Source organism: Escherichia sp. E4702, from assembly GCF_963883545.1.
GTDB lineage: Bacteria > Pseudomonadota > Gammaproteobacteria > Enterobacterales > Enterobacteriaceae > Escherichia.
This window is the reverse complement of sequence record NZ_CAWORF010000035.1, coordinates 122,329-144,940: the sequence shown is the minus strand read 5'-3', so window position 1 is coordinate 144,940 and position 22,612 is coordinate 122,329. Positions and strand designations below refer to the sequence as shown.

The window sequence follows — 22,612 nt, the reverse complement described above, 5'->3', positions numbered from 1 at the left end:
CAATNTTGTGACCCTTCAGCCAGCTCACCAGCTCATCGTGCCCTTTAGGGGTGTTAGCGAATTTTTTGGTGCGATGACGGCCATCAGGGCGCAACACATCGACATCCAGTTTCTCTTTAGCGGTGTCGATACCAATATAATGAAGTTCATGTTCCATAGTGAAACCAACCTTGCAAATACGGATTACCGGGAAAACCGGTCCATGATACTGTCCGGTTTATCACTTTGGGAGAAAGGCAGTCCGCTGCATAAATCTACCGCGCAGGTTAGAACCCAAGGCCGGATACGGCATGCGGACTGCAGGCAGAGAAAACTGGCCAATTTTCTCTGCACAGGAGGGATAATACAAGGCCGGATAGATGATTACATCGCATCCGGCACGATCACAGGACATCAGATCCCATCCCCATACTCAAACGTATGGTTAATACCGTTGAAATGCTGGTCCATATCCATTGATGGCTTATCGCTGTCTGGTTTACCGACAATGCGTGCCGGAACGCCAGCGGCGGTAGTATGCGGCGGCACCGGTTGCAACACCACGGAACCTGCGCCAATCTTCGCGCCGCGCCCAACTTCAATATTGCCGAGAATTTTCGCGCCCGCGCCAATCATCACGCCTTCACGAATTTTCGGGTGACGGTCACCGCTGGTTTTCCCAGTACCGCCAAGGGTGACGGATTGCAGAATCGACACGTCGTTTTCAATCACCGCCGTTTCACCAACGACAATGCCCGTCGCATGGTCGAGCATAATGCCACGGCCAATTTTTGCTGCCGGGTGAATATCGACCTGGAACGTCACAGAAACCTGGTTTTGCAGAAAAATAGCCAGTGCGCGACGGCCCTGATTCCACAGCCAGTGACCGATGCGATACGCCTGCAAGGCATGAAAACCTTTCAGGTATAACAACGGCGTTGAGTATTTATCCACCGCCGGGTCGCGGGTACGCACCGCCTGAATATCGCAGGCCGCAGAAGCGATCATTTCCGGGTCGGCGGCATAGGCTTCTTCCACCACTTCACGGATAGCAATGGCAGGCATGATTGGCGATGACAGCTTGTTCGCCAGCATGTAGCTCAGCGCACTGCCAAGGTTTTCGTGCTTGAGTAGTGTCGCGTGGTAAAAACTGGCCAGCATTGGCTCACAGTCCGCCAGCGTTCTGGCTTCAGCTTTAATATTGTTCCAGACAATTTCCAGTTCTTCACACGACATTGCTTACTCCACACGATGAGATAATGACCGGCCCGTTCTGCGCGGGCCGGGTCATAGCGGTAACAAAGGTTCCCTGAGGTTAGTGGCTGCTGCGCTCGTCCTTGCGTGCACGACCTAGTAAAGTCAATGCTGCCTCGCGCGCGTTTTTTCCGCAATATAATACTTGATAAATTTCCTCGGTTATTGGCATTTCAACGCCGAAGCGATGCGCCAACTCGCGGACTTCTTTCGTATTGCGGTAGCCTTCCACCACCTGACCAATCTTCTCCTGCGCGCTTTGTACATCCATGCCCTGACCGAGCATCATGCCAAAACGGCGGTTACGCGACTGGTTGTCGGTACAGGTAAGCACCAGATCGCCCAGCCCCGCCATGCCCATAAAGGTGGCAGGATCGGCACCCAGCGCCGCGCCAAGACGCGACATCTCAGCCAGACCACGGGTAATTAGCGCCGTTCGTGCATTCGCGCCAAAACCGATACCGTCGGACATCCCCGCGCCAATGGCAATGACGTTTTTCACCGCGCCGCCAAGCTGCACGCCAATGAAATCCGGATTGCTGTAAACGCGGAAACTTTTGCCACAGTGCAGCAACTGCTGGAGATCATCGGCGAAGGTCTGGTCGGTAGAGGCCAGCGAAATAGCCGTCGGTAAACCTGCTGCCAGTTCTTTCGCAAATGTTGGGCCAGAGATAACCGCTAGCGGAATTTGATCGCCTAACGCCTCACGCGCCACGTCCTGTAACAGACGCCCAGTTTCCGCTTCCAGACCTTTAGTCGCCCACACCAGACGCGCATCAGAACGCATCAGCGGTTTAATCTGGCGCAGCACTTCACCAAAGACATGGCTGGGTACGACGACGAGAATATTACGGCTGGCTGCCAGCGCGGTGGCGAGATCGCTTTCAAGATGGAGCGTATCGGGAAAAGGCACATCGGGGAGAAACGCGGCGTTACAGCGGTCGCGTTCAAGCGTTGCGATATGTTCAGGGTCATGGCCCCAGAGGACGACCTCGTGGCCATTTCTTGCCAGGGTGATGGCAAGAGCGGTGCCGTACGAGCCGGCACCGATCACAGTCATTGAAGCATTACGTTGATTCATCAGGCATCCTGATGTTCTTCAGTACCTTCGCCAGCCTGCTGCTGCAAATAGTTCATGAACAGCGCATCGAAGTTAACCGGCGCAAGGTTCAGTTGCGGGAATGTACCGCGGGATATCATGCTGGTGATGCATTCACGAGCATACGGGAACAGAATGTTCGGGCAGTATGCGCCCAGGCAATGTGCCAGCTGGGTGCCTTCGATACCCGCGATGGAGAAAATACCGCCCTGCTGAACTTCACACAGGAACGCAGTTTCTTCGCCCAGGGATGCCGTTACGGTAACACGCAGTACCACTTCGTAAACGTCATCTGCCAGTTGAGAAGATGCCGTATCCAGATCAAGTTTAACTTCTGGCTGCCAATCTTTCTGGAAAACGTGCGGCGCGTTCGGCGCTTCGAAAGAAATATCCTTGGTATAAATACGTTGGATCTGGAAAGTCATTTCGGTGTTGTTTTGTTCTGACATGTGTAGAAAACCCTTAAGTGTTGTCCTTAAATACTGCGCAATGTAATGCCAACGTTCACACGTTATTTCAGCAGGGGATCCAGTCCACCACGTGCATCCAATGCATACAAGTCATCACAGCCGCCAATGTGCTGTGCGTCAATAAAAATCTGGGGAACCGTGGTGCGACCGCTACGTTTGATCATCTCTTCACGCTTGGCGGCGTTACCATCGATCGGCAGCTCCTGAAAACTCACGCCCTTGCTGCTCAGCAGTGCTTTTGCACGATGGCAATACGGGCAGGTTTCTTTGGTATAGATTTCAACATTGGCCATAACTTAGCTCCTGTTTTTTACCCTGAAATTTCATGTTGCAGGGCGGCAGCAAAATGGAGTGTCCCCAGAAGCTTATAACAATAAGTTGCTGGGGGCATAATTGCAGCTAACGGCCTGCATCATGAAAGACGACAGGTAAATTATTTGCCGCGCACCAGAGGCAAGTTTTCGCCAGCCCAGCCAGCGACGCCGTCTTTCAGCACGAATACTTGCGCAAAACCCGCTTTCGTCAGTGCGTTTGCAGGCTCCTGGCACTGCATGCCAGAACCGTCTACCACGATAACCGGTTTGTCTTTGTGCTTCTCAAGCTCACCAACATTGTTGGCTTTGATTTCGCTCGGCAACAGATTGATAGATCCTGCGATATGGCCTTTACGGAAGTCATCACGCTGACGTAAATCCACAACCACAGCGTCTTCTTTGTTGATCAGACGCGTAGCTTCACCACGAGTAATCACCTTCACTTTCGAGGTCAGGCTCTTAAACGTAGTGACAAGAACCGCCACCAGTAACGCGATCCAGGCGATACTCAGTATGGGATGACGGCCAACAAATTGCATAATTTCTTGCATGGGGGGTAACAACTCCCGACGTAGTGATTAAAAAAACCAGGAAAGGAGTATACCTGCGCAGTGCGGCAAATACAGCCAGCGCGTTAACTGGAATGCAATTTTGCGGGGCGCTACGAAAAAAAATCGCAAATCTGGCATCGGCTTGCCGCGAGCGGTCGTATATTTTGATCTTCAGAGGCTATTTTATCGATTCAGCTGTAGTAAAATTACGCAAATTTTGACTCTTGAGTATGAGGTTGTCGCAATGTCGGTTTCTAAAAAACCTATGGTACTGGTGATTCTGGATGGCTATGGCTATCGCGAAGAACAGCAGGATAACGCCATTTTTAGTGCTAAAACCCCGGTAATGGATGCACTGTGGGCCAATCGTCCGCATACCCTGATCGACGCTTCCGGTCTGGAAGTCGGTCTGCCTGACCGTCAGATGGGTAACTCCGAAGTAGGCCACGTTAACCTGGGTGCCGGCCGCATCGTGTATCAGGACCTGACTCGTCTGGACGTTGAAATCAAAGATCGCGCTTTCTTTGCTAATCCAGTACTGACTGGTGCGGTAGATAAAGCGAAAAACGCAGGCAAAGCAGTACACATTATGGGTCTGCTCTCCGCAGGCGGCGTACACAGCCACGAAGATCACATAATGGCGATGGTAGAACTGGCAGCTGAACGCGGCGCAGAAAAAATCTATCTGCACGCATTCCTTGACGGTCGCGACACTCCGCCGCGCAGTGCTGAATCTTCGCTGAAAAAATTCGAAGAGAAATTTGCCGCGCTGGGTAAAGGCCGCGTAGCGTCCATCATTGGTCGTTACTACGCCATGGACCGCGACAACCGTTGGGATCGCGTTGAAAAAGCCTATGACCTGCTGACTCTGGCGCAAGGTGAGTTCCAGGCCGATACCGCCGTTGCTGGTTTGCAGGCTGCTTATGCTCGCGACGAAAACGACGAATTCGTGAAAGCGACCGTTATCCGTGCGGAAGGCCAGCCAGATGCAGCAATGGAAGACGGCGACGCGCTGATTTTCATGAACTTCCGTGCTGACCGTGCGCGTGAAATCACTCGTGCATTCGTGAACGCTGATTTTGACGGCTTCGCGCGTAAGAAAGTGGTTAACGTCGATTTCGTGATGCTGACCGAATACGCCGCTGACATCAAAACCGCAGTGGCTTACCCACCGGCGTCTCTGGTTAACACCTTCGGCGAGTGGATGGCGAAAAACGACAAAACTCAGCTGCGTATTTCCGAAACCGAAAAATATGCCCACGTTACTTTCTTCTTCAACGGTGGCGTAGAAGAGTCGTTCAAAGGCGAAGATCGCATTCTGATCAACTCACCGAAAGTGGCTACCTACGATCTGCAACCGGAAATGAGCTCCGCAGAGCTGACCGAAAAACTGGTTGCGGCAATCAAGAGCGGCAAATACGACACCATTATCTGTAACTATCCGAACGGCGACATGGTAGGTCACACCGGGGTGATGGAAGCGGCGGTTAAAGCGGTAGAAGCGCTGGATCACTGTGTTGCAGAAGTGACAAAAGCCGTTGAGTCCGTGGGTGGACAACTGCTGATCACCGCTGACCACGGTAACGCTGAACAGATGCGCGATCCGGCAACGGGTCAGGCACACACAGCACACACCAACCTGCCAGTTCCGCTGATTTACGTTGGTGATAAGAACGTGAAAGCGGTTGAAGGCGGTAAGCTTTCTGACATCGCACCGACCATGTTGTCGCTGATGGGGATGGAAATCCCACAAGAGATGACTGGTAAGCCGCTGTTCATCGTGGAATAATCCCTCCCCATGAGGGGAAAGGCGATTAATACCATGACACGGGCCACGAAACCGCGCAGGTTTGCAGTCAGGCCCATCATTTACGCCAGCGTTCTTAGCGCTGGCGTATTGTTGTGCACGTTTTCCGCCCACGCGGATGACCGCGACCAACTCAAATCTATTCAGGCCGATATCGCCGCGAAAGAGCGCGCGGTACGCCAACAGCAGCAACAACGCTCAAGCCTGCTTGCTCAGCTGAAAAAGCAGGAAGAGGCGATCTCCGAAGCCACCCGCAAGCTGCGCGAAACGCAAAACACGCTCAATCAACTGAATAAACAGATTGATGAGATGAACGCGTCGATTGCCAAACTGGAGCAGCAAAAAGCCGCCCAGGAACGCAGCCTCGCCGCACAACTGGATGCCGCGTTTCGTCAGGGTGAACATACCGGTATTCAGCTGATTCTCAGCGGTGAAGAAAGCCAGCGCGGTCAACGATTGCAGGCTTACTTCGGCTATCTCAACCAGGCGCGACAAGAAACCATCGCCCAGTTGAAGCAAACGCGTGAAGAAGTCGCCATGCAGCGTGCCGAACTGGAAGAGAAACAAAGCGAGCAACAAACGCTGTTATATGAGCAGCGCGCCCAACAGGCGAAACTGACTCAGGCTCTGAACGAGCGTAAAAAGACGCTGGCGGGGCTGGAATCTTCCATCCAGCAAGGTCAGCAGCAGCTAAGTGAACTGCGTGCCAACGAATCCCGTCTGCGTAACAGCATTGCCCGTGCAGAAGCGGCAGCGAAAGCACGTGCTGAACGTGAAGCGCGCGAAGCCCAGGCGGTTCGCGACCGTCAGAAAGAAGCGACGCGTAAAGGCACCACCTACAAACCGACCGAAAGCGAAAAATCGCTAATGTCCCGTACCGGTGGTCTGGGCGCACCGCGCGGTCAGGCATTCTGGCCGGTTCGCGGGCCAACGCTGCATCGCTATGGCGAACAGCTACAAGGCGAACTGCGCTGGAAAGGGATGGTTATCGGTGCCTCTGAAGGTACTGAAGTTAAAGCGATTGCCGACGGTCGGGTGATTCTGGCTGACTGGCTGCAAGGCTACGGTCTGGTGGTGGTGGTTGAGCACGGTAAAGGCGACATGAGTCTTTACGGCTATAATCAGAGCGCACTGGTGAGCGTTGGTTCGCAGGTTCGCGCGGGCCAGCCAATTGCACTGGTGGGCAGCAGTGGTGGTCAGGGTCGGCCTTCACTCTATTTCGAAATTCGCCGCCAGGGTCAGGCGGTCAATCCACAACCGTGGTTGGGAAGATAAGTTTTGTTTCCATTTCGTCGTAACGTTCTTGCATTTGCCGCGCTGTTGGCGCTCTCCTCCCCCGTAATTGCTGGCAAACTAGCCATCGTCATTGATGATTTTGGTTATCGCCCGCACAACGAAAACCAGGTGCTGGCAATGCCCTCCGCGATCTCCGTCGCCGTGTTACCCGATTCACCGCACGCCAGAGAGATGGCGACCAAAGCGCATAACAGCGGTCACGAAGTGTTGATCCATCTGCCAATGGCACCGTTGAGTAAACAGCCGCTGGAGAAAAACACGCTGCGCCCGGAGATGAGCAGCGACGAAATTGAGCGCATTATTCGTAGTGCGGTCAATAACGTGCCCTATGCCGTGGGAATCAACAACCACATGGGCAGCAAAATGACCTCTAACCTGTTTGGTATGCAGAAAGTAATGCAGGCGCTGGCGCGTTACAATCTTTACTTCCTCGACAGCGTAACCATCGGTAATACCCAGGCGATGCGCGCCGCACAAGGCACTGGCGTGAAGGTTATTAAACGGAAGGTGTTCCTCGACGATTCGCAAAATGAAGCGGATATTCGTGTACAGTTTAATCGTGCAATTGACCTGGCGCGTCGCAACGGTTCGACCATCGCCATTGGTCATCCACATCCCTCAACGGTACGCGTATTGCAACAAATGGTTTATAACCTGCCGCCAGACATTACGCTGGTGAAAGCCAGCAGCTTGCTGAATGAACCACAGGTCGATACATCTACACCGCCGAAAAATACTGTGCCCGACGCACCGCGTAATCCGTTCCGTGGCGTGAAGCTGTGTAAACCGAAAAAACCGCTGGAGCCAGTTTATGCGAATCGCTTCTTTGAAGTATTAAGCGAAAGCATCAGCCAGAGCACACTGATCGTTTACTTTCAACATCAGTGGCAAGGCTGGGGCAAACAGCCCGAAGCGGCGAAGTTTAACGCTAGCGCAAATTAAAGGCGCTACGCGTAATGCGATGGTGCGATCGTGTTTTGTCGCGCCATTGCCATAAGCGGAAAGACCACAGTAATGCCTGATAACCCACCTTTACGCTGCGGACATTAGTAATCAGGCGCTTATACATGCCGGAAGTAAATATCTCAGCAATCATCCGTTGGCGGGTAATAATATCCGGCTCTTTGCGTACCGCATGGCAAACACGCAATGCCTCGTAAGTTATTTGCTGATGAAATTCCGGATAAATTGTAATTTTGTCGGCATAATTTCGATTTAATTTCTCCAGCAGGCGGGTAATCTTAATATAGTGACGTTGATAATTAAGGTTTTTATTCCCTTGTCTATTCAACCGACTCACTGACGTATTATGCAGATAATATTTATATAACGATTGCTCAGTATATCGCGCACGCAGCGCGTTAAACATAAATTCTGTTGTCCAGACAATATCCTGATGATGTAATCCGGCAATAAATTTAATGTTATTTTTTACAATAACATCGCGGCGATAAACACCCATCCAGACAACGTGAGTCCAGCGGCGAGAAGAAAGTCCCATCCGCAGCCAGTCCGGGCCGGTTAATACGCCGGTTGAGCGTATGCGATCGGTGGGAATGGATTGCCAGGTTTCCCCCGTTTCACGAAAACACCAGTCAGCGTTGCACTGCGCCACGTCGAGATCGTCCTCTAACGCCATAGTCATCAGCGTTTCGTACATGGTGGGATAGACTTCATCATCAGCATCGACAAAAGCAACATATTTGCCCGTCGCTGCCTCGATCCCGCGATTACGCGCCACCGATGCGCCAGCATTCGCCTGATGCAGCAAGCGAACATGTGGATGTTTTTCTGCGTAATGCTTTGCTATTTCAACAGAATTATCCGTTGATCCATCGTTAATAATAATAATTTCCAGAGCAGTCCAGGTTTGCGCAATTAAAGATTCCATGCAAGCGTTGAAATCATCTCCCGCATTATATAACGGGATAATAACACTTAGTTTATTGGTGCTGTTCATCATAAATTACCGACGACCTCTGAAGTTACCCTAACGTTGTACAGGCTTTGTATTAAGAAACCATTAAGCTTGTGAAATATTATTTTTACGGGTGAGAAAGTAACTTCAGGCTAGAGAGATAATGAAAGCAGCAATATAAGATAACAGCGCAATTACGATATCTTTATTACACTGACAGGATTTTACATATTTAACGGATTATCCTCAGGGAAAAGGGCTGGAATACCAGCCCTTGTTCGTGTTAATCCCAGCTCAGAATAACTTTCCCGGACTGGCCAGAACGCATGGCATCAAAGCCTTTCTGGAAATCGTCGATGGAGAAACGATGGGTAATGATTGGCGAGAGATCCAGACCAGACTGAATCAGCGCCGCCATCTTGTACCAGGTTTCAAACATCTCACGACCGTAAATACCTTTAATGAACAGGCCTTTAAAGATCACTTTTGTCCAGTCGATAGACATATCAGACGGCGGGATACCCAGCATCGCAATACGACCACCGTGATTCATGGTGTCCAGCATCGTGCGAAACGCTGACGGCGCACCAGACATCTCCAGACCAACATCAAAGCCTTCAGTCATGCCCAGCTCGGCCATCACGTCATTGAGGTTTTCTTTGGCGACGTTAACCGCACGAGTGATGCCCATTTTGCGCGCCAGCCCCAGACGGTATTCGTTAACATCAGTGATCACCACGTTGCGTGCACCAACGTGTTTCGCTACCGCCGCGGCCATAATACCAATTGGGCCTGCACCAGAAACCAGCACATCCTCGCCGACCAGATCAAACGATAGCGCCGTATGCACCGCATTTCCGAACGGGTCAAAAATTGCGGCTAAGTCATCGGAAATATTGTCGGGGATTTTGAAGGCGTTGAACGCCGGGATCACCAGATATTCGGCGAAGCAGCCCGGACGGTTAACGCCGACGCCGATCGTGTTGCGGCACAGATGGGTACGACCGCCACGACAGTTGCGACAGTGACCGCAGGTGATATGGCCTTCGCCAGAAACGCGATCGCCGATCTTGAAGCCTTTCACTTCCTGACCGATGCCAACCACCTCACCGACATATTCATGGCCGACAACCATCGGTACTGGGATGGTTTTTTGCGACCACTCATCCCAGTTATAGATGTGAACGTCAGTCCCGCAGATGGCTGTTTTACGGATTTTAATCAGCAGATCGTTATGTCCGAGTTCCGGTTCAGGAACGTCGGTCATCCAGATGCCCTCTTCCGCTTTCAGTTTGGATAACGCTTTCATCTCACATCCTCACTCAGGCGATTACGCCCAGTTGTTTACCAATACGCGTGAACGCTTCTACCGCACGCGTAATTTGCTCAGGGGTATGCGCCGCAGACATCTGGGTACGAATACGCGCCTGACCTTTCGGAACGACCGGATAGAAGAAACCGGTGACGTAAATGCCCTCTTTTTGCAGTTCACGGGCAAATTTTTGCGCCACTACAGCATCGCCAAGCATGACCGGAATAATGGCGTGATCAGCACCCGCCAAGGTAAAGCCCGCCGCCGACATCTGCTCACGGAACTGGCGCGCGTTCGCCCACAGACGGTCACGCAGCTCACTGCCCGCTTCGACCATCTCCAGCACTTTAATGGAAGCAGCCACAATGGCAGGTGCCAGTGAGTTGGAGAACAGGTACGGGCGAGAACGCTGACGCAGCCACTCAACCACCTCTTTACGCGCTGCGGTGTAACCACCAGAAGCCCCGCCCAGTGCTTTACCCAGCGTGCCGGTGATGATATCGACACGGCCCATCACATCGCAGTATTCATGGGAGCCACGTCCGTTTTCGCCGACAAAACCGACCGCATGGGAATCATCCACCATCACCAGCGCATCGTAAATATCTGCCAGATCGCAAACCCCTTTCAGGTTGGCAATTACGCCATCCATAGAGAACACGCCATCGGTGGCGATTAACACATGGCGCGCCCCGGATTCACGCGCTTCTTTCAGGCTCGCTTCCAGCTCCTGCATATTGTTGTTGGCATAGCGATAGCGTTTGGCTTTGCACAGTCGCACGCCGTCGATGATCGAGGCATGGTTCAGAGCATCGGAGATAATGGCGTCTTCCGCGCCCAGCAACGTTTCAAACAGACCGCCGTTGGCATCAAAACAGGAAGAGTAGAGAATCGCATCTTCCATGCCGAGAAATGCTGCCAGTTTCTGCTCAAGCTCTTTATGGCTATCCTGGGTGCCGCAAATAAAACGCACCGAAGCCATGCCGAAACCGTGAGAATCCATTCCCGCTTTTGCCGCCGCAATCAGCTCCGGATGATTCGCCAGTCCGAGATAGTTGTTGGCACAAAAGTTAATGACGTGGCTTCCATCAGCCACAGTGATATCTGCTTGCTGCGCAGACGTAATAATGCGCTCTTCTTTAAACAACCCTTCCGCCCTTGCGGTTTCCAGATCGTTAGTTAACTGCTGATAAAATTCTCCACGCATTGCGATTCTCCAGACAGGGCAATTTCCAGCACATATTACCCAAACTTATAGTTTGCGACGAGATGACGCGTTAACACTTCTGTAAAATTTAGAATAAATAACGTCCATCCCCCTCACTTTCGGCGAATGGCTGAAGCCAACGCCGTGTAGTGATATGATAGAAGTATTCGTGTCTGAGATTGTCTCTGACTCCATAATTCGAAGGTTACAGTTATGATCATCGTTACCGGCGGCGCGGGCTTTATCGGCAGCAACATCGTTAAGGCCCTGAATGATAAAGGCATCACCGATATTCTGGTGGTGGACAACCTGAAAGACGGCACCAAGTTTGTGAACCTGGTGGACCTGAACATCGCGGACTATATGGATAAGGAAGACTTCCTGATCCAGATTATGGCGGGCGAAGAGTTCGGCGATGTCGAAGCGATTTTCCACGAAGGCGCGTGCTCTTCCACTACCGAGTGGGACGGCAAGTATATGATGGATAACAACTATCAATACTCCAAAGAGCTGCTGCACTACTGTCTGGAGCGCGAAATCCCGTTCCTGTACGCCTCTTCCGCAGCCACTTACGGCGGTCGCACCTCCGACTTTATTGAATCCCGCGAATACGAAAAACCACTGAACGTCTATGGTTATTCGAAGTTCCTGTTTGATGAATATGTTCGTCAAATCCTGCCAGAAGCGAACTCGCAGATTGTTGGCTTCCGCTATTTCAACGTTTATGGACCGCGTGAAGGCCATAAAGGCAGCATGGCGAGCGTCGCTTTCCATCTCAACACCCAGCTTAATAACGGTGAATCACCGAAACTGTTCGAAGGTAGCGAGAACTTTAAACGCGACTTCGTCTACGTGGGCGACGTGGCTGATGTGAATCTGTGGTTCCTGGAAAATGGCGTTTCCGGCATCTTCAACCTCGGTACTGGTCGTGCGGAATCCTTCCAGGCAGTAGCAGATGCAACACTGGCTTATCACAAGAAAGGTCAGATCGAATACATTCCGTTCCCGGATAAACTGAAAGGCCGCTACCAGGCGTTTACTCAGGCGGATCTGACTAATCTGCGCGCTGCGGGTTACGACAAACCGTTCAAAACCGTTGCTGAAGGTGTAACGGAATACATGGCCTGGCTGAATCGCGACGCATAAGAGCTCTGCATGAAAATACTGGTGATCGGCCCGTCTTGGGTTGGCGACATGATGATGTCGCAAAGTCTCTATCGCACGCTCCAGGCGCGCTATCCCCAGGCGATAATCGACGTGATGGCACCGGCATGGTGCCGTCCATTATTATCGCGGATGCCGGAAGTTAACGAAGCTATCCCTATGCCTCTCGGTCACGGGGCGCTGGAAATCGGCGAACGCCGCAAACTGGGTCATAGTCTGCGTGAAAAGCGCTACGACCGCGCCTACGTCTTACCCAACTCCTTCAAATCCGCATTAGTGCCTTTCTTCGCGGGTATTCCTCATCGCACCGGCTGGCGCGGCGAGATGCGCTACGGTTTACTCAACGATGTACGTGTGCTCGATAAAGAAGCCTGGCCGCTAATGGTGGAACGCTATGTGGCGCTGGCCTATGACAAAGGCGTGATGCGTACCGCACAAGATCTACCAAAACCGTTGTTATGGCCGCAATTGCAAGTGAGCGAAGGTGAAAAATCATATACCTGTAATCAATTTTCGCTTTCATCAGAACGTCCGATGATTGGCTTTTGTCCGGGCGCGGAGTTTGGCCCGGCGAAACGCTGGCCACACTACCACTATGCAGAGCTGGCAAAGCAGCTGATTGATGAAGGTTATCAGGTGGTTCTGTTTGGCTCGGCGAAAGATCATGAGGCGGGCAATGAGATTCTTGCCGCTTTGAATACCGAGCAGCAGGCATGGTGTCGGAACCTGGCGGGGGAAACACAGCTTGAGCAGGCAGTCATTTTGATTGCCGCCTGTAAAGCCATTGTCACTAACGATTCTGGCCTGATGCACGTTGCTGCGGCGCTCAATCGTCCACTGGTTGCTCTGTATGGGCCGAGCAGTCCGGACTTTACGCCGCCGCTTTCCCATAAAGCGCGCGTGATCCGCCTGATTACCGGCTATCACAAAGTGCGTAAAGGTGACGCTGCAGAGGGTTATCACCAGAGCTTGATCGACATTACTCCCCAGCGCGTACTGGAAGAACTCAACGCGCTATTGTTACAAGAGGAAGCCTGACGGATGCGGGTTTTGATCGTTAAAACATCGTCGATGGGCGATGTTCTCCATACGCTGCCCGCACTCACCGATGCCCAGCAGGCAATCCCGGGGATTAAGTTTGATTGGGTGGTGGAAGAGGGATTCGCACAGATTCCGTCCTGGCACGCCGCCGTTGAGCGGGTTATTCCGGTAGCGATACGTCGCTGGCGCAAAGCCTGGTTCTCGGCCCCCATAAAAGCGGAACGGAAAGCGTTTCGTGAAGCCCTTCAGGCAGAAAACTATGACGCAATTATCGACGCCCAAGGGCTGGTAAAAAGCGCAGCGCTGGTGACACGTTTAGCACATGGCGTGAAGCATGGAATGGACTGGCAAACCGCTCGCGAGCCTTTAGCCAGCCTGTTTTACAATCGCAAACATCATATTGCGAAACAGCAGCATGCCGTAGAACGTACCCGTGAACTGTTCGCAAAAAGCCTTGGGTATAGCAAACCGCAGGCCCAGGGCGATTATGCTATTGCGCAGCATTTCCTGACAAATCCACTACCGGATGCTGGGGAGTATGCTGTATTCCTTCATGCGACCACCCGCGATGATAAACACTGGCCGGAAGAGCACTGGCGAGAATTAATTGGTTTACTGGCAGGTTCAGGGATTCGAATTAAACTACCGTGGGGAGCGCCGCATGAAGAAGAGCGGGCAAAAAGGCTGGCGGAAGGCTTTGATTATGTCGACGTACTGCCGAAGATGACTCTGGAAGGCGTTGCCCGCGTGCTGGCTGGAGCTAAATTTGTTGTGTCAGTCGATACAGGATTAAGCCATTTAACTGCGGCACTCGATAAACCCAATATCACAGTTTATGGGCCGACAGACCCTGGATTAATTGGCGGTTATGGGAAGAATCAGGTAGTTTGCATGGCACCGGATAAAGATCTTGCTCATCTGGCTGCAGAAGCAGTATTAAAAAAAATCAATTCCTGATTAACACGTTCTATATTATTTAAGATGGTGGAGATGCAATGTTAACAGCCTCGCTGGCGCTGCGTAATAAAGAGAACTGGAAACCATACTGGAATAGAGTGTTGGTATTCCTCTTTATTGCAACCTTTTTCCTTGATGGTATTACCCGTTATAAACATATCATATCTGTACTAATGATTATTACGGTAATTTATCAAGTTTTCCGTGCTCCAGGGACATTTAAAGAGCTCTACAAAAATAATCTTTTTTATAGTGTCCTGGCTCTGTCACTCATTCTTTTATATGCCACTTTTATATCACCAAATCTGAAAATAAGTTTTAAAGAATTCAGTAACACAGTGCTAAAAGGATTTTTGGCATATAGTTTACTTATACCCGTATTATTAAAAGATGAAGATAATGAAAGAATCGGTAAACTTGTACTATACTCATTAGTTACCGGGCTTGGGTTACGTTGTCTTGTTGAAATTATTTCTTATATTCAGGATTATAATAAAGGAATAATGCCATTTTCGACCTATGAACATCGTAGTATTTCCGACTCAATGGTGTTTCTATTTCCAGCATTATTAAACCTTTGGCTTATCAAGAAAACCTCTTATAAAATAATATTCATAATTTTTAGCGCAGTTTTCTTGTTTCTGCTATTAGGAACGCTCTCTCGTGGTGCATGGCTGGCAGTATTCATAGTGACTCTACTATGGTTAATCTTAAATCGTCAGTGGAAATTATTGATGCTGACCTCTATCATTATTTCTGTTGCAGCAACTTGCGTATTTACCTTTAAAGGTGATCATACCGATGAAGATAGGCTTATTTATAAACTTCAACAGACCGACAGTTCTTATCGCTATACCAATGGTACACAAGGTACAGCATGGACATTAATTATGGAGAACCCGTTTAAGGGATATGGCTATGGCGATGATATTTACCATGCAATATATAATAAGCGTGTCGTAGATTTTCCATCATGGACGTTCAGGCAATCCATTGGACCACACAACATTATTTTATCAATCTGGTTTGCAGCAGGTTTAGCTGGGCTACTCGCTTTACTTTATCTGTATGGCTCTATTATCAAAGAAACAGCTAACGCAACATTTAAAAAAGTAGTGGTCACTCCTTATAATGGTCAATTGCTGCTATTTTTAACTCTTGTTGGTTTTTATATTATCCGAGGTAATTTCGAGGAAGTTGATCTCAAACCTATTGGCTTGATTGTTGGTTTGCTGTTAGCTATGCGGAATAAATAAAAAAAAGCCTGCCTGACATTGAGTTCAGGCAGGCTCTTCAAATCAAATAATTTTTAACCAAACCAGTCTTGCATTTGTGCCTCAAAACACTGAGTTACATGTTCCCAGCTATATTTTGAAAAAACGAATTTCTGGGCATTTTCAGCAATTTGTGCTTTATTACTGTCTGCTAAGACCCGGTTAATATCAAAGAGAATGCTTTCAGATGTCATAGGCTCTGCAAGGTGATATCCTGTTATTCCTTCCAGAACAAACTCGCTTATCCCACCTTTTTGACTCGCAAGTACAGGTTTACCAGCCGCCATCGCTTCAACAGCTACCATGCAAAAAGCTTCTTCTACCTGAGAAGGAACAACAACTAAATCTGCTAAGCGGTAATATTTATACATCTGCTCCGGTGGCTGCCCACCCGCCATAATACATTGCGCGCCAATAGCTTTCGCTTCATCCAGAACCTTTTTCTGATATTCAGCTTTTTCACCTTTTTTACTGGCAAAAGGATCGCCAACGATAACCAATTTAAGGTTATCTCGATTCTTACGCAGCTTATTGAAAGCATCCATAAGCATCAGACAGCCTTTATCTGGCGATATCCTTCCTGCAAATAATAACACCGTATCATTCGCATCGATGTTAAGCTTCTTCCTTAAATCTTCAGTATTATCATGTGTATACGATTCAGAGCAAAAACCATTAGGCACAATAGCAATATCTGCATCAGGCATTTTTTCCGAATAGAAATCGTACAGAAACTGGCTAGGAACAATTACTTTTGCATTTTTGTCTAACTGCCCGGGTTCAAAAGCATTGTGAAGGTGCATGACTAGCTGTGCTTGAGGACTTCTACCACGAATCTGTTTATACAGCTTCATACTATTGTGGATAACAATAACTGAGTCTTTCGGATCAGCGTTTATAGGTTGAGTATTTAAAATGCGCTGAGAATATGGCACAGGATCAAGTCGAGTCCACTTTTGGAAAAGTCGTTTATAGACTCGACTAAAACCAATGTAGTGAATATCACAATTATCATTTACTTTTGTGTAGATAGGGTAACCGTCGTTTCGAATACAGGCGATAGTTGCTGGAATCGAAAGTCTTTTGGCGACCTGATAAATCCATGTTTCAACCGCTGCAGCTCCTTTTGGCGGTATAGAAAATATTGGTGTGACGGTAAATATTATCTTTTTAATCATTATTAGCCAACTCCAATATTTTGATAATACGAGATAAAGACATAGAAAATACTAGATTATTTTATAGCAAACCCAAGATTATAAAATTTATGACAGTTCCATAAATGGAATGATATCATATTGAATTGCCGTATCATCCGACAAATTATAAATATTAATATCATCTACATTATCACGCATAAAACGGAAAAATGGCAAGATTTTGAATAAATCCTTACTTAATTCCGAGGGCATGGGATTCTTATTTTCATCATAGAAACGCGAACAACTACCAGTTAAATCCAGACCGGAACAAATAATCCGTGCATACTTTAGTGAATATGCTATTTGAATTGCAGCAAAAGCAATAGTATGGCATGAGCAATAACCAAGACTAATGTCCTTGCAAAATCCAACCAGACGACCTTTTTTAGACAACGGTACAGAGATCAGCAGTTCTTTGTGAATCTGGCTCAAAATATTAAATTTAATCTTCTTTATCAAACCACCTTTTTCTCGGCGGTAAAAGGATCGTAATACGAGGCAGTTCTGGAGGATATAAAGTTTATCTTCTTTGGAAGCGTGTTCATAAACGTCAACGTTTACTATGGTATAACGACTTCTCTGGCTAAATTTATAAAAATCATCACGACGCTGATGTAAAAAGCGGACATCTGTAAGTACATATATAAAAGGAACGATATTATGACTTAACAAATATTGCGCAGAACCATTGACAGCAATAATATCCTTTGTTCGTAATGCTGACAAAGGTGTTTTTTGCGATGTAGGACCAGAAAGAAAAATAATAACATCATCAGATGTTTTATTTTCAATCAGGTTTTCAACATCTTTTTTGTCAATGTATCTAATATTCTTCATGATAAACCTGTGAAATAAATAACTCCGCTTAAAACTGTCCTGGTGAAGACATGTAATTATGGATATTTCTATTTTAGCGCGCTGGTTTCCCTTTCAAACGCCGCATAAAATTGCGCATTTTTTTACGATATACTAAAAGATAATAGCCTAGATCTTTAATCTCATTTTTAATACCGTAATGACGCTCTAAGTCAATACGATCTTTCGCTTTACGCTGCGCTGAAGCACGTTTTCCGGAGAGATCAATAATTCGAACCTCACCATTTTTTATAATGAAGTTACCACGATGGGGGTCGCCAGAAACCATGCCATGTTGATGTAAGGAATTAATTGATTGCTGAATTTTATTTTTTAGCACATCATCAATATCAGGCATATCACACAACTCTATGCCATCAATATACTCGATGATCATGATATAAGTATGGACAAATCGTAAGGTTTTCCGTTCAGCCAATAAATAAAAATCATTGAGTGTATTTAACCCTTCATTTCTTACTTTTTGGGTTTGCTCAAAAAGGCGTTCGTAATAATCACCTTTTAACAGAGACTTAAAGAAACGTTCGTTACGCTTAACTTTCGGAGAAAAAACCTTAAGAATCAATTTACCGTAATCGGTATCAATAAGCATAACTTTTGTATCATCAATAGAACGAAAAACCTTGATGATATTTATATTATAAGACAAGAAGTCATTTAATACATTGAGATACTTTGAATTGTTTTCATCGGTAAAAACAACCAAGTCTTTGATCTTGCTCTTCTGAATCATAATAAACCAGTTAAATGTTATTTACGGTAATATTTTCGGCAAAGATAACAGACTCCTGCTATAATTCCTGAGATATATTTATGCTGTACTAAAAGATGTTTATATCTTTTTTTAAATTCAATAATTGATTTTGCATCTCGTGGAGAGTCATCTTTCCATGGTGAATTTTCTAAAGCTATTTTATAGTATTTTACCGATGGATAAATTGCCCATTTGTGCCACGGTTTAGTTGCACCTGTATAATGAATAAGCAGAGTACTTTCTGTAATCAGCTTTTTATAGTTTTGATGTGTTTTGTCTTTTAATTCACTTTTAATTGTATAAATTGTATTGTACTCACGAGGCAAAAATATTGTCATCCCTTTCAGTAAGATATTCATAACATCCTGATCAGGGTATTTATAAACATTATCTTTACTCATAAGAATAGACAACGCTTTTTCTGTTAGTTTTGCGTCAGCCCATTTTTTTAAGTCTAAATAAACGACGCCGGAATTAAAGTATTGCCCAAGTAATTCAGGATCAGACAACCTGGATACCGCCTTTTCCTGCATTGGCTCAACATCTTTAACAACAGCAGCTACCGCTCCGTTTAAATCCAGATGCAATAGTTGGCTAATATCGCCTTTACAAACAACATCTGCATCAAGATAAAGCAAACGATCAAGCGTTAAACCCAATAATTGAAATGCAAATAAACGGAAGTACATTGCTCTTGACCAGACCTGTGTACAAGGCAAGCACTGGAGCTTATCAGTGTTAATTCTATATAGCGTGATTCTTAATTGGTATTGCTCTGCAAGCTTTGCGACTTTTTGAAAAAAACCATCATTATAAACATCAGCAATAATATAAAAATCAAGATTAATATGTCGATTATTTAGGACAATTGATGTGATGGAAACACCTACACCATCAAGATAATTAGCATCGACACCATAGGCAACATTTAAACATTCAGAAGTATTTATATTAGCTAGCCGAAAATCCCAGGCTTTAACTTTATCTATTTCTATGGCAGGAAATGAGTCCACAATGCTACCCTTATATCATTACTTTATAGTTTCCCAGTTTTAATGCTTTATCTTTTCAATAAAATAAAAAAGATAATTGCTAAATCCTTTTAGATATCTATGCTTTTTAAGCATATGTTTTGCGCTATATCTTAATTGATTGCTATTGTTCGGTTTCAGCAACGCCGTATTCTTCCATGGCGAAGCATTTTTTGCCTCCATAAAGGCTTGTGATACAGGATAATCCCAGGCCCAATCATGCCAGGGCTTGGTTGGACCGATATAGTGGATAAAAATAGTATCGTTGGTTACTGGGTTTGTAAAACTTTCTTTGAGTTGATAGTTTAAGCTAAACTGGGTGTTATATTTTATATCAGCAAAAATAAGTCTGTCTGCCAGCAACATATTTAATACATCCTGATCAGGATGTGTTATTTTTTTGACTATTTCTGGATCATTTAGCATTGCAATGGCTCGTGCAGAAACCTGCTGAGCAGCCCATTGGTCAGTATTAATCAATAAAAAACCGGAGTTAAAGTAACCTTTAGCAATTCCCGCAACACCTAACGAATGTGCGCGTTTTTCCCACCAGTCAGTTTGCCCTTCTGTAACAACCATTGCGACTTTATTGTCAGGAAATGAGAAATTAATTAGTGGATCAATACTCCCCTGACAAATGATATCTGCATCCAGATAAAGGACTTTAGACGTCTTATTAATAAAGTAATCTGCAATAACAAAGCGAAAATATATTGCATGAGTCCAGTTCTTAGTGCTAGGCAATGAGCGGAGTCGATCAGCATTAATCAGATATATTTTAATTCTGGTTTTATACTGCAGCGCCAGGGCATCAAAATACTTACGATCATCATCACCAAAATAGTCAGTAAAAATATGGAAACACAATCGACTTCCTTCATTATACTTTAATATTGAAGCAATCGAAATTCCGCAACCAAATAGAAAATTTTTGTCAGTTCCATAAGCGATGTCCAGACAAAGATTTTCTGTTTCTACTTTATGATTATAATCAATAACTGAATTAAGAAACTCAGTTTCCTGGAAAAACACCTGCTGCATTATTTCCTCCGGGAAATAGCAGAAATAATTATTTCATGTAATCTATCGTAATACTTCAATTGGTAAAACTTATCGATCGACGCAGGAATTTTTTCATGTTCGATATGAATTTCACCTGCTATATATTTATTTAGAAGCGTTACAAAACCAGCAATATCTCCCGGTTGATACAGATGACCATTGACATCAGGTTGAATAATGTCAGCAGGCCCGGAGACACAATCGGCACTGATACAAGGAATTCCCCATGACAAGGCTTCAAGTAGGGTCATTGGGAAACCTTCAAAAGATGACGTGAGCAATAACGCACTCACCTTTTTAATATCTTGCTGGACCAATTCCCAGGGATGTTGTTGCCAACCATACCAGACAATTCGATCATCAATATTTAGTTCTCTACTATAAGCCTGGCATTTTTCGAAATCGGAACCATCACCCAATACATGGAGTTTCCAGTTACCTTGCGCTTGTGATAAGCCATCAAGGAGGTCTTTAACTCGCTTCTGGCCCTCGAATTTCATACGCCCAACATAAATGAACGTTGCCGTTTCGCCTTCCTCAGGCGCAGGAATGACTGTGTCTTTAGCTTCGACTGGATTAAAAATAACATTTATCGTCGATTCTGCTACACCCCGATTAATCATTTGCTGTTTAATGCCAGAGCTGATTGCTAAATGATAGTCGGCACAGGTGATATATTCAGCATGTTTTTTGTGATCTAAAGAAAAATGTGGCCATGAAAATACTGGCACATTAATTCCTGATTTTTTACGTGCTTTGGCGGCAAACAGGCAGGAGATCACATCAATACAAATAACGATATCTGGTTGGTACTCCTGAAGCCATTTACTTAGAGCATAAATATGTTTCGCCCGACGCAAAAAACCTAAACGAATATTGGAAAATGAACATGAGTATTTAATACCTTCCAACCATCCCTTATCCATTTTATCATTACGACAAAAGAAAAACATTTCACTATGGATATGTTGTTTCCTGAAGGTAGTAATAACATCACGAATGACTGTTTCCATGCCGCCAAATCCAGAAACAGCTTCGCCGATAAATGCTATTTTCATTGAAACTCTCATTAATTGAGTAAAGCTCACTGTTTTAATGATTTTATTTTTCTATAAAATCAGAAACAATTGTTGACATCATTTTATCAGGGCTGAATTTATATAAGCTATCATAATCCATTGGTTTAACAGATGAGTTAATAAAATACTCTAACTTATCCCAATCATCATGGCCTATTATAAAAAAGCGAGACTCACTATAGATTTCTGAACCAAGTATATTTATATTATTAGTAATTAATTTTTTATTGAAAAATAGTGCCTCAAGTATACGAAGAGTCCAGCCAGATTGGTTTTCTTTAGTTATATCAACAATTATATTAGCATTTAATGTTCTTCTAAGATTCTCTTCATACGGTATTTGTTCTTCAATCAAATACTTTGAAGTCGGAGATGATGTTTTATCTTTGACAACATTAAAATCTAACTTACATCCTAGTGTTGTTAATCTATCGGCTAATTCATTAATTATTTGAAGACGTCCTTTATCACGACCAAGAAAAAAACATATTGGCTGACTGTTATTTTTGTCAGATAAACTATAATTTCTAATTTCATCCATTCCTATAGGAAAAAATTGTTCTATTGCCTTGGTCTTTTCATTCCCTATAAATCTATGCTCAAAATCATAGATAATATCAAAATAATTAGTGTTATCAAAAATAAAATCTTCGCTGACAGTATTTCTTAGAAGCAAAACTTTATGACAGTTAATGTTTTTTAATATTTGTTTATTGATACCTTTATTAATAACACTGTCATTAAAGATAATTATGTCATCTTTTCTGATATCATTGAGGTAATGCTTGATAAATAATCGCCCCAGCCATGCATTATCCATCCCTAATTTCGAAATTTTCTTATTAACCCAGTTGTATTTTTTTGGTGTTGTTATATTTTTTATCTTGTACTTTTTTTTCAGGTACTGGATCATTCTTAATTCATAATCTGCAACCCAGTTTATAAAATAAATAGTCATAATGAAG

22 protein-coding genes and 1 pseudogene are annotated in these 22,612 nt (G+C 45.8%); 7 read left to right on the top strand and 16 right to left on the bottom strand.

Going from position 1 to position 22,612, the window contains the following annotated elements; translation table 11 throughout:
• The 6 genes and pseudogenes from AACU94_RS21080 to AACU94_RS21055 form a co-directional block, all read right to left on the bottom strand.
• Positions 1–157, bottom strand: a pseudogene (locus AACU94_RS21080) (IS110 family transposase); the annotation flags it as partial.
• A gap of 236 nt (positions 158–393) precedes the next feature.
• A complete protein-coding gene (gene cysE, locus AACU94_RS21075) occupies positions 394–1,215 on the bottom strand; it encodes a serine O-acetyltransferase (protein ID WP_001277565.1) in 822 nt (273 codons plus the stop codon).
• 79 nt (positions 1,216–1,294) lie between these two features.
• Positions 1,295–2,314 carry an NAD(P)H-dependent glycerol-3-phosphate dehydrogenase gene (gene gpsA / locus AACU94_RS21070; RefSeq protein WP_112914747.1) on the bottom strand — a complete coding sequence of 340 codons (1,020 nt, stop codon included), beginning with the start codon at positions 2,312–2,314 and terminating at the stop codon, positions 1,295–1,297.
• On the bottom strand, positions 2,314–2,781 hold the full coding sequence (secB, locus tag AACU94_RS21065) for a protein-export chaperone SecB (protein WP_135488558.1): 468 nt from the start codon (positions 2,779–2,781) through the stop codon (positions 2,314–2,316). The genes gpsA and secB overlap by 1 nt, the downstream gene beginning before the upstream one ends.
• A gap of 62 nt (positions 2,782–2,843) precedes the next feature.
• Complete coding sequence (gene grxC / locus AACU94_RS21060) at positions 2,844–3,095, bottom strand: glutaredoxin 3 (protein WP_000024392.1); 252 nt, start codon at positions 3,093–3,095, stop codon at positions 2,844–2,846.
• Between the two features lie 140 nt (positions 3,096–3,235).
• Positions 3,236–3,667, bottom strand: a complete 432-nt coding sequence (locus AACU94_RS21055; protein WP_130215194.1) for a rhodanese-like domain-containing protein — start codon at positions 3,665–3,667, stop codon at positions 3,236–3,238.
• A gap of 244 nt (positions 3,668–3,911) precedes the next feature.
• Here AACU94_RS21055 and gpmM point away from each other — a divergent pair, with 244 nt between their 5' ends.
• From gpmM to AACU94_RS21040, 3 genes are read left to right on the top strand one after another with little or no spacing between them, the layout of a single operon-like run.
• Positions 3,912–5,456, top strand: coding sequence for a 2,3-bisphosphoglycerate-independent phosphoglycerate mutase (gene gpmM / locus AACU94_RS21050; protein ID WP_130215192.1), 1,545 nt, complete (start codon positions 3,912–3,914; stop codon positions 5,454–5,456).
• 33 nt (positions 5,457–5,489) lie between these two features.
• On the top strand, positions 5,490–6,749 hold the full coding sequence (envC, locus tag AACU94_RS21045) for a murein hydrolase activator EnvC (RefSeq protein ID WP_001626259.1): 1,260 nt from the start codon (positions 5,490–5,492) through the stop codon (positions 6,747–6,749).
• 3 nt (positions 6,750–6,752) lie between these two features.
• On the top strand, positions 6,753–7,712 hold the full coding sequence (locus AACU94_RS21040) for a divergent polysaccharide deacetylase family protein (RefSeq protein WP_130215190.1): 960 nt from the start codon (positions 6,753–6,755) through the stop codon (positions 7,710–7,712).
• Here the strand turns inward: AACU94_RS21040 and waaH are convergent.
• From waaH to kbl, 3 genes are all read right to left on the bottom strand, one after another.
• Positions 7,699–8,733 (bottom strand): UDP-glucuronate:LPS(HepIII) glycosyltransferase, encoded by a 1,035-nt coding sequence (gene waaH / locus AACU94_RS21035; RefSeq protein ID WP_135403696.1) that lies wholly within the window; start codon positions 8,731–8,733, stop codon positions 7,699–7,701. The two genes, AACU94_RS21040 and waaH, sit on opposite strands and share 14 nt — an antisense overlap.
• Before the next feature lie 238 nt (positions 8,734–8,971).
• Positions 8,972–9,997, bottom strand: a complete 1,026-nt coding sequence (tdh, locus tag AACU94_RS21030) for an L-threonine 3-dehydrogenase (RefSeq protein WP_130206693.1) — start codon at positions 9,995–9,997, stop codon at positions 8,972–8,974.
• Positions 9,998–10,010: 13 nt separating this feature from the next.
• Positions 10,011–11,207, bottom strand: coding sequence for a glycine C-acetyltransferase (gene kbl, locus AACU94_RS21025; RefSeq protein ID WP_135488557.1), 1,197 nt, complete (start codon positions 11,205–11,207; stop codon positions 10,011–10,013).
• A 213-nt stretch (positions 11,208–11,420) separates the two neighbouring features.
• Between kbl and rfaD the strand changes: the two genes are divergently transcribed.
• Genes rfaD through rfaL form a run of 4 tightly spaced genes read left to right on the top strand, consistent with a single transcriptional unit; the run spans position 11,421 to position 15,625 of the window.
• Positions 11,421–12,353, top strand: coding sequence for an ADP-glyceromanno-heptose 6-epimerase (rfaD, locus tag AACU94_RS21020; RefSeq protein WP_000587764.1), 933 nt, complete (start codon positions 11,421–11,423; stop codon positions 12,351–12,353).
• 9 nt (positions 12,354–12,362) lie between these two features.
• A complete protein-coding gene (rfaF, locus tag AACU94_RS21015; protein ID WP_130215184.1) occupies positions 12,363–13,409 on the top strand; it encodes an ADP-heptose--LPS heptosyltransferase RfaF in 1,047 nt (348 codons plus the stop codon).
• 3 nt (positions 13,410–13,412) lie between these two features.
• Entirely contained in the window at positions 13,413–14,369 is a 957-nt protein-coding gene (gene rfaC, locus AACU94_RS21010) for a lipopolysaccharide heptosyltransferase RfaC (RefSeq protein ID WP_130215182.1), read from the top strand.
• Between the two features lie 38 nt (positions 14,370–14,407).
• Positions 14,408–15,625, top strand: a complete 1,218-nt coding sequence (rfaL, locus tag AACU94_RS21005; RefSeq protein WP_135488556.1) for an O-antigen ligase RfaL — start codon at positions 14,408–14,410, stop codon at positions 15,623–15,625.
• A gap of 53 nt (positions 15,626–15,678) precedes the next feature.
• On the opposite strand, the gene AACU94_RS21000 is transcribed toward rfaL, so the two are convergent.
• From AACU94_RS21000 to rfaS, 7 genes are all read right to left on the bottom strand, one after another.
• Complete coding sequence (locus AACU94_RS21000) at positions 15,679–16,821, bottom strand: lipopolysaccharide N-acetylglucosaminyltransferase (RefSeq protein WP_135488555.1); 1,143 nt, start codon at positions 16,819–16,821, stop codon at positions 15,679–15,681.
• An 87-nt stretch (positions 16,822–16,908) separates the two neighbouring features.
• Positions 16,909–17,682: a 3-deoxy-D-manno-oct-2-ulosonate III transferase WaaZ gene (gene waaZ, locus AACU94_RS20995; protein WP_130215176.1), complete on the bottom strand. Its 774-nt coding sequence runs from the start codon at positions 17,680–17,682 to the stop codon at positions 16,909–16,911.
• A gap of 73 nt (positions 17,683–17,755) precedes the next feature.
• The gene (gene rfaY, locus AACU94_RS20990; RefSeq protein ID WP_130206705.1) at positions 17,756–18,454 is read right to left on the bottom strand and encodes a lipopolysaccharide core heptose(II) kinase RfaY; all 699 of its coding nucleotides are present in this window, start codon (positions 18,452–18,454) and stop codon (positions 17,756–17,758) included.
• 17 nt (positions 18,455–18,471) lie between these two features.
• The gene (gene rfaJ, locus AACU94_RS20985; protein WP_130222428.1) at positions 18,472–19,488 is read right to left on the bottom strand and encodes a lipopolysaccharide 1,2-glucosyltransferase RfaJ; all 1,017 of its coding nucleotides are present in this window, start codon (positions 19,486–19,488) and stop codon (positions 18,472–18,474) included.
• A 39-nt stretch (positions 19,489–19,527) separates the two neighbouring features.
• Positions 19,528–20,547, bottom strand: coding sequence for a lipopolysaccharide 3-alpha-galactosyltransferase (gene waaO / locus AACU94_RS20980; protein ID WP_130258371.1), 1,020 nt, complete (start codon positions 20,545–20,547; stop codon positions 19,528–19,530).
• Positions 20,547–21,626, bottom strand: a complete 1,080-nt coding sequence (waaB, locus tag AACU94_RS20975; protein ID WP_135488554.1) for a lipopolysaccharide 1,6-galactosyltransferase — start codon at positions 21,624–21,626, stop codon at positions 20,547–20,549. The genes waaO and waaB overlap by 1 nt, the downstream gene beginning before the upstream one ends.
• Before the next feature lie 43 nt (positions 21,627–21,669).
• The gene (rfaS, locus tag AACU94_RS20970; RefSeq protein WP_135488553.1) at positions 21,670–22,605 is read right to left on the bottom strand and encodes an LPS core biosynthesis protein RfaS; all 936 of its coding nucleotides are present in this window, start codon (positions 22,603–22,605) and stop codon (positions 21,670–21,672) included.
• Positions 22,606–22,612: the final 7 nt, after the last annotated feature.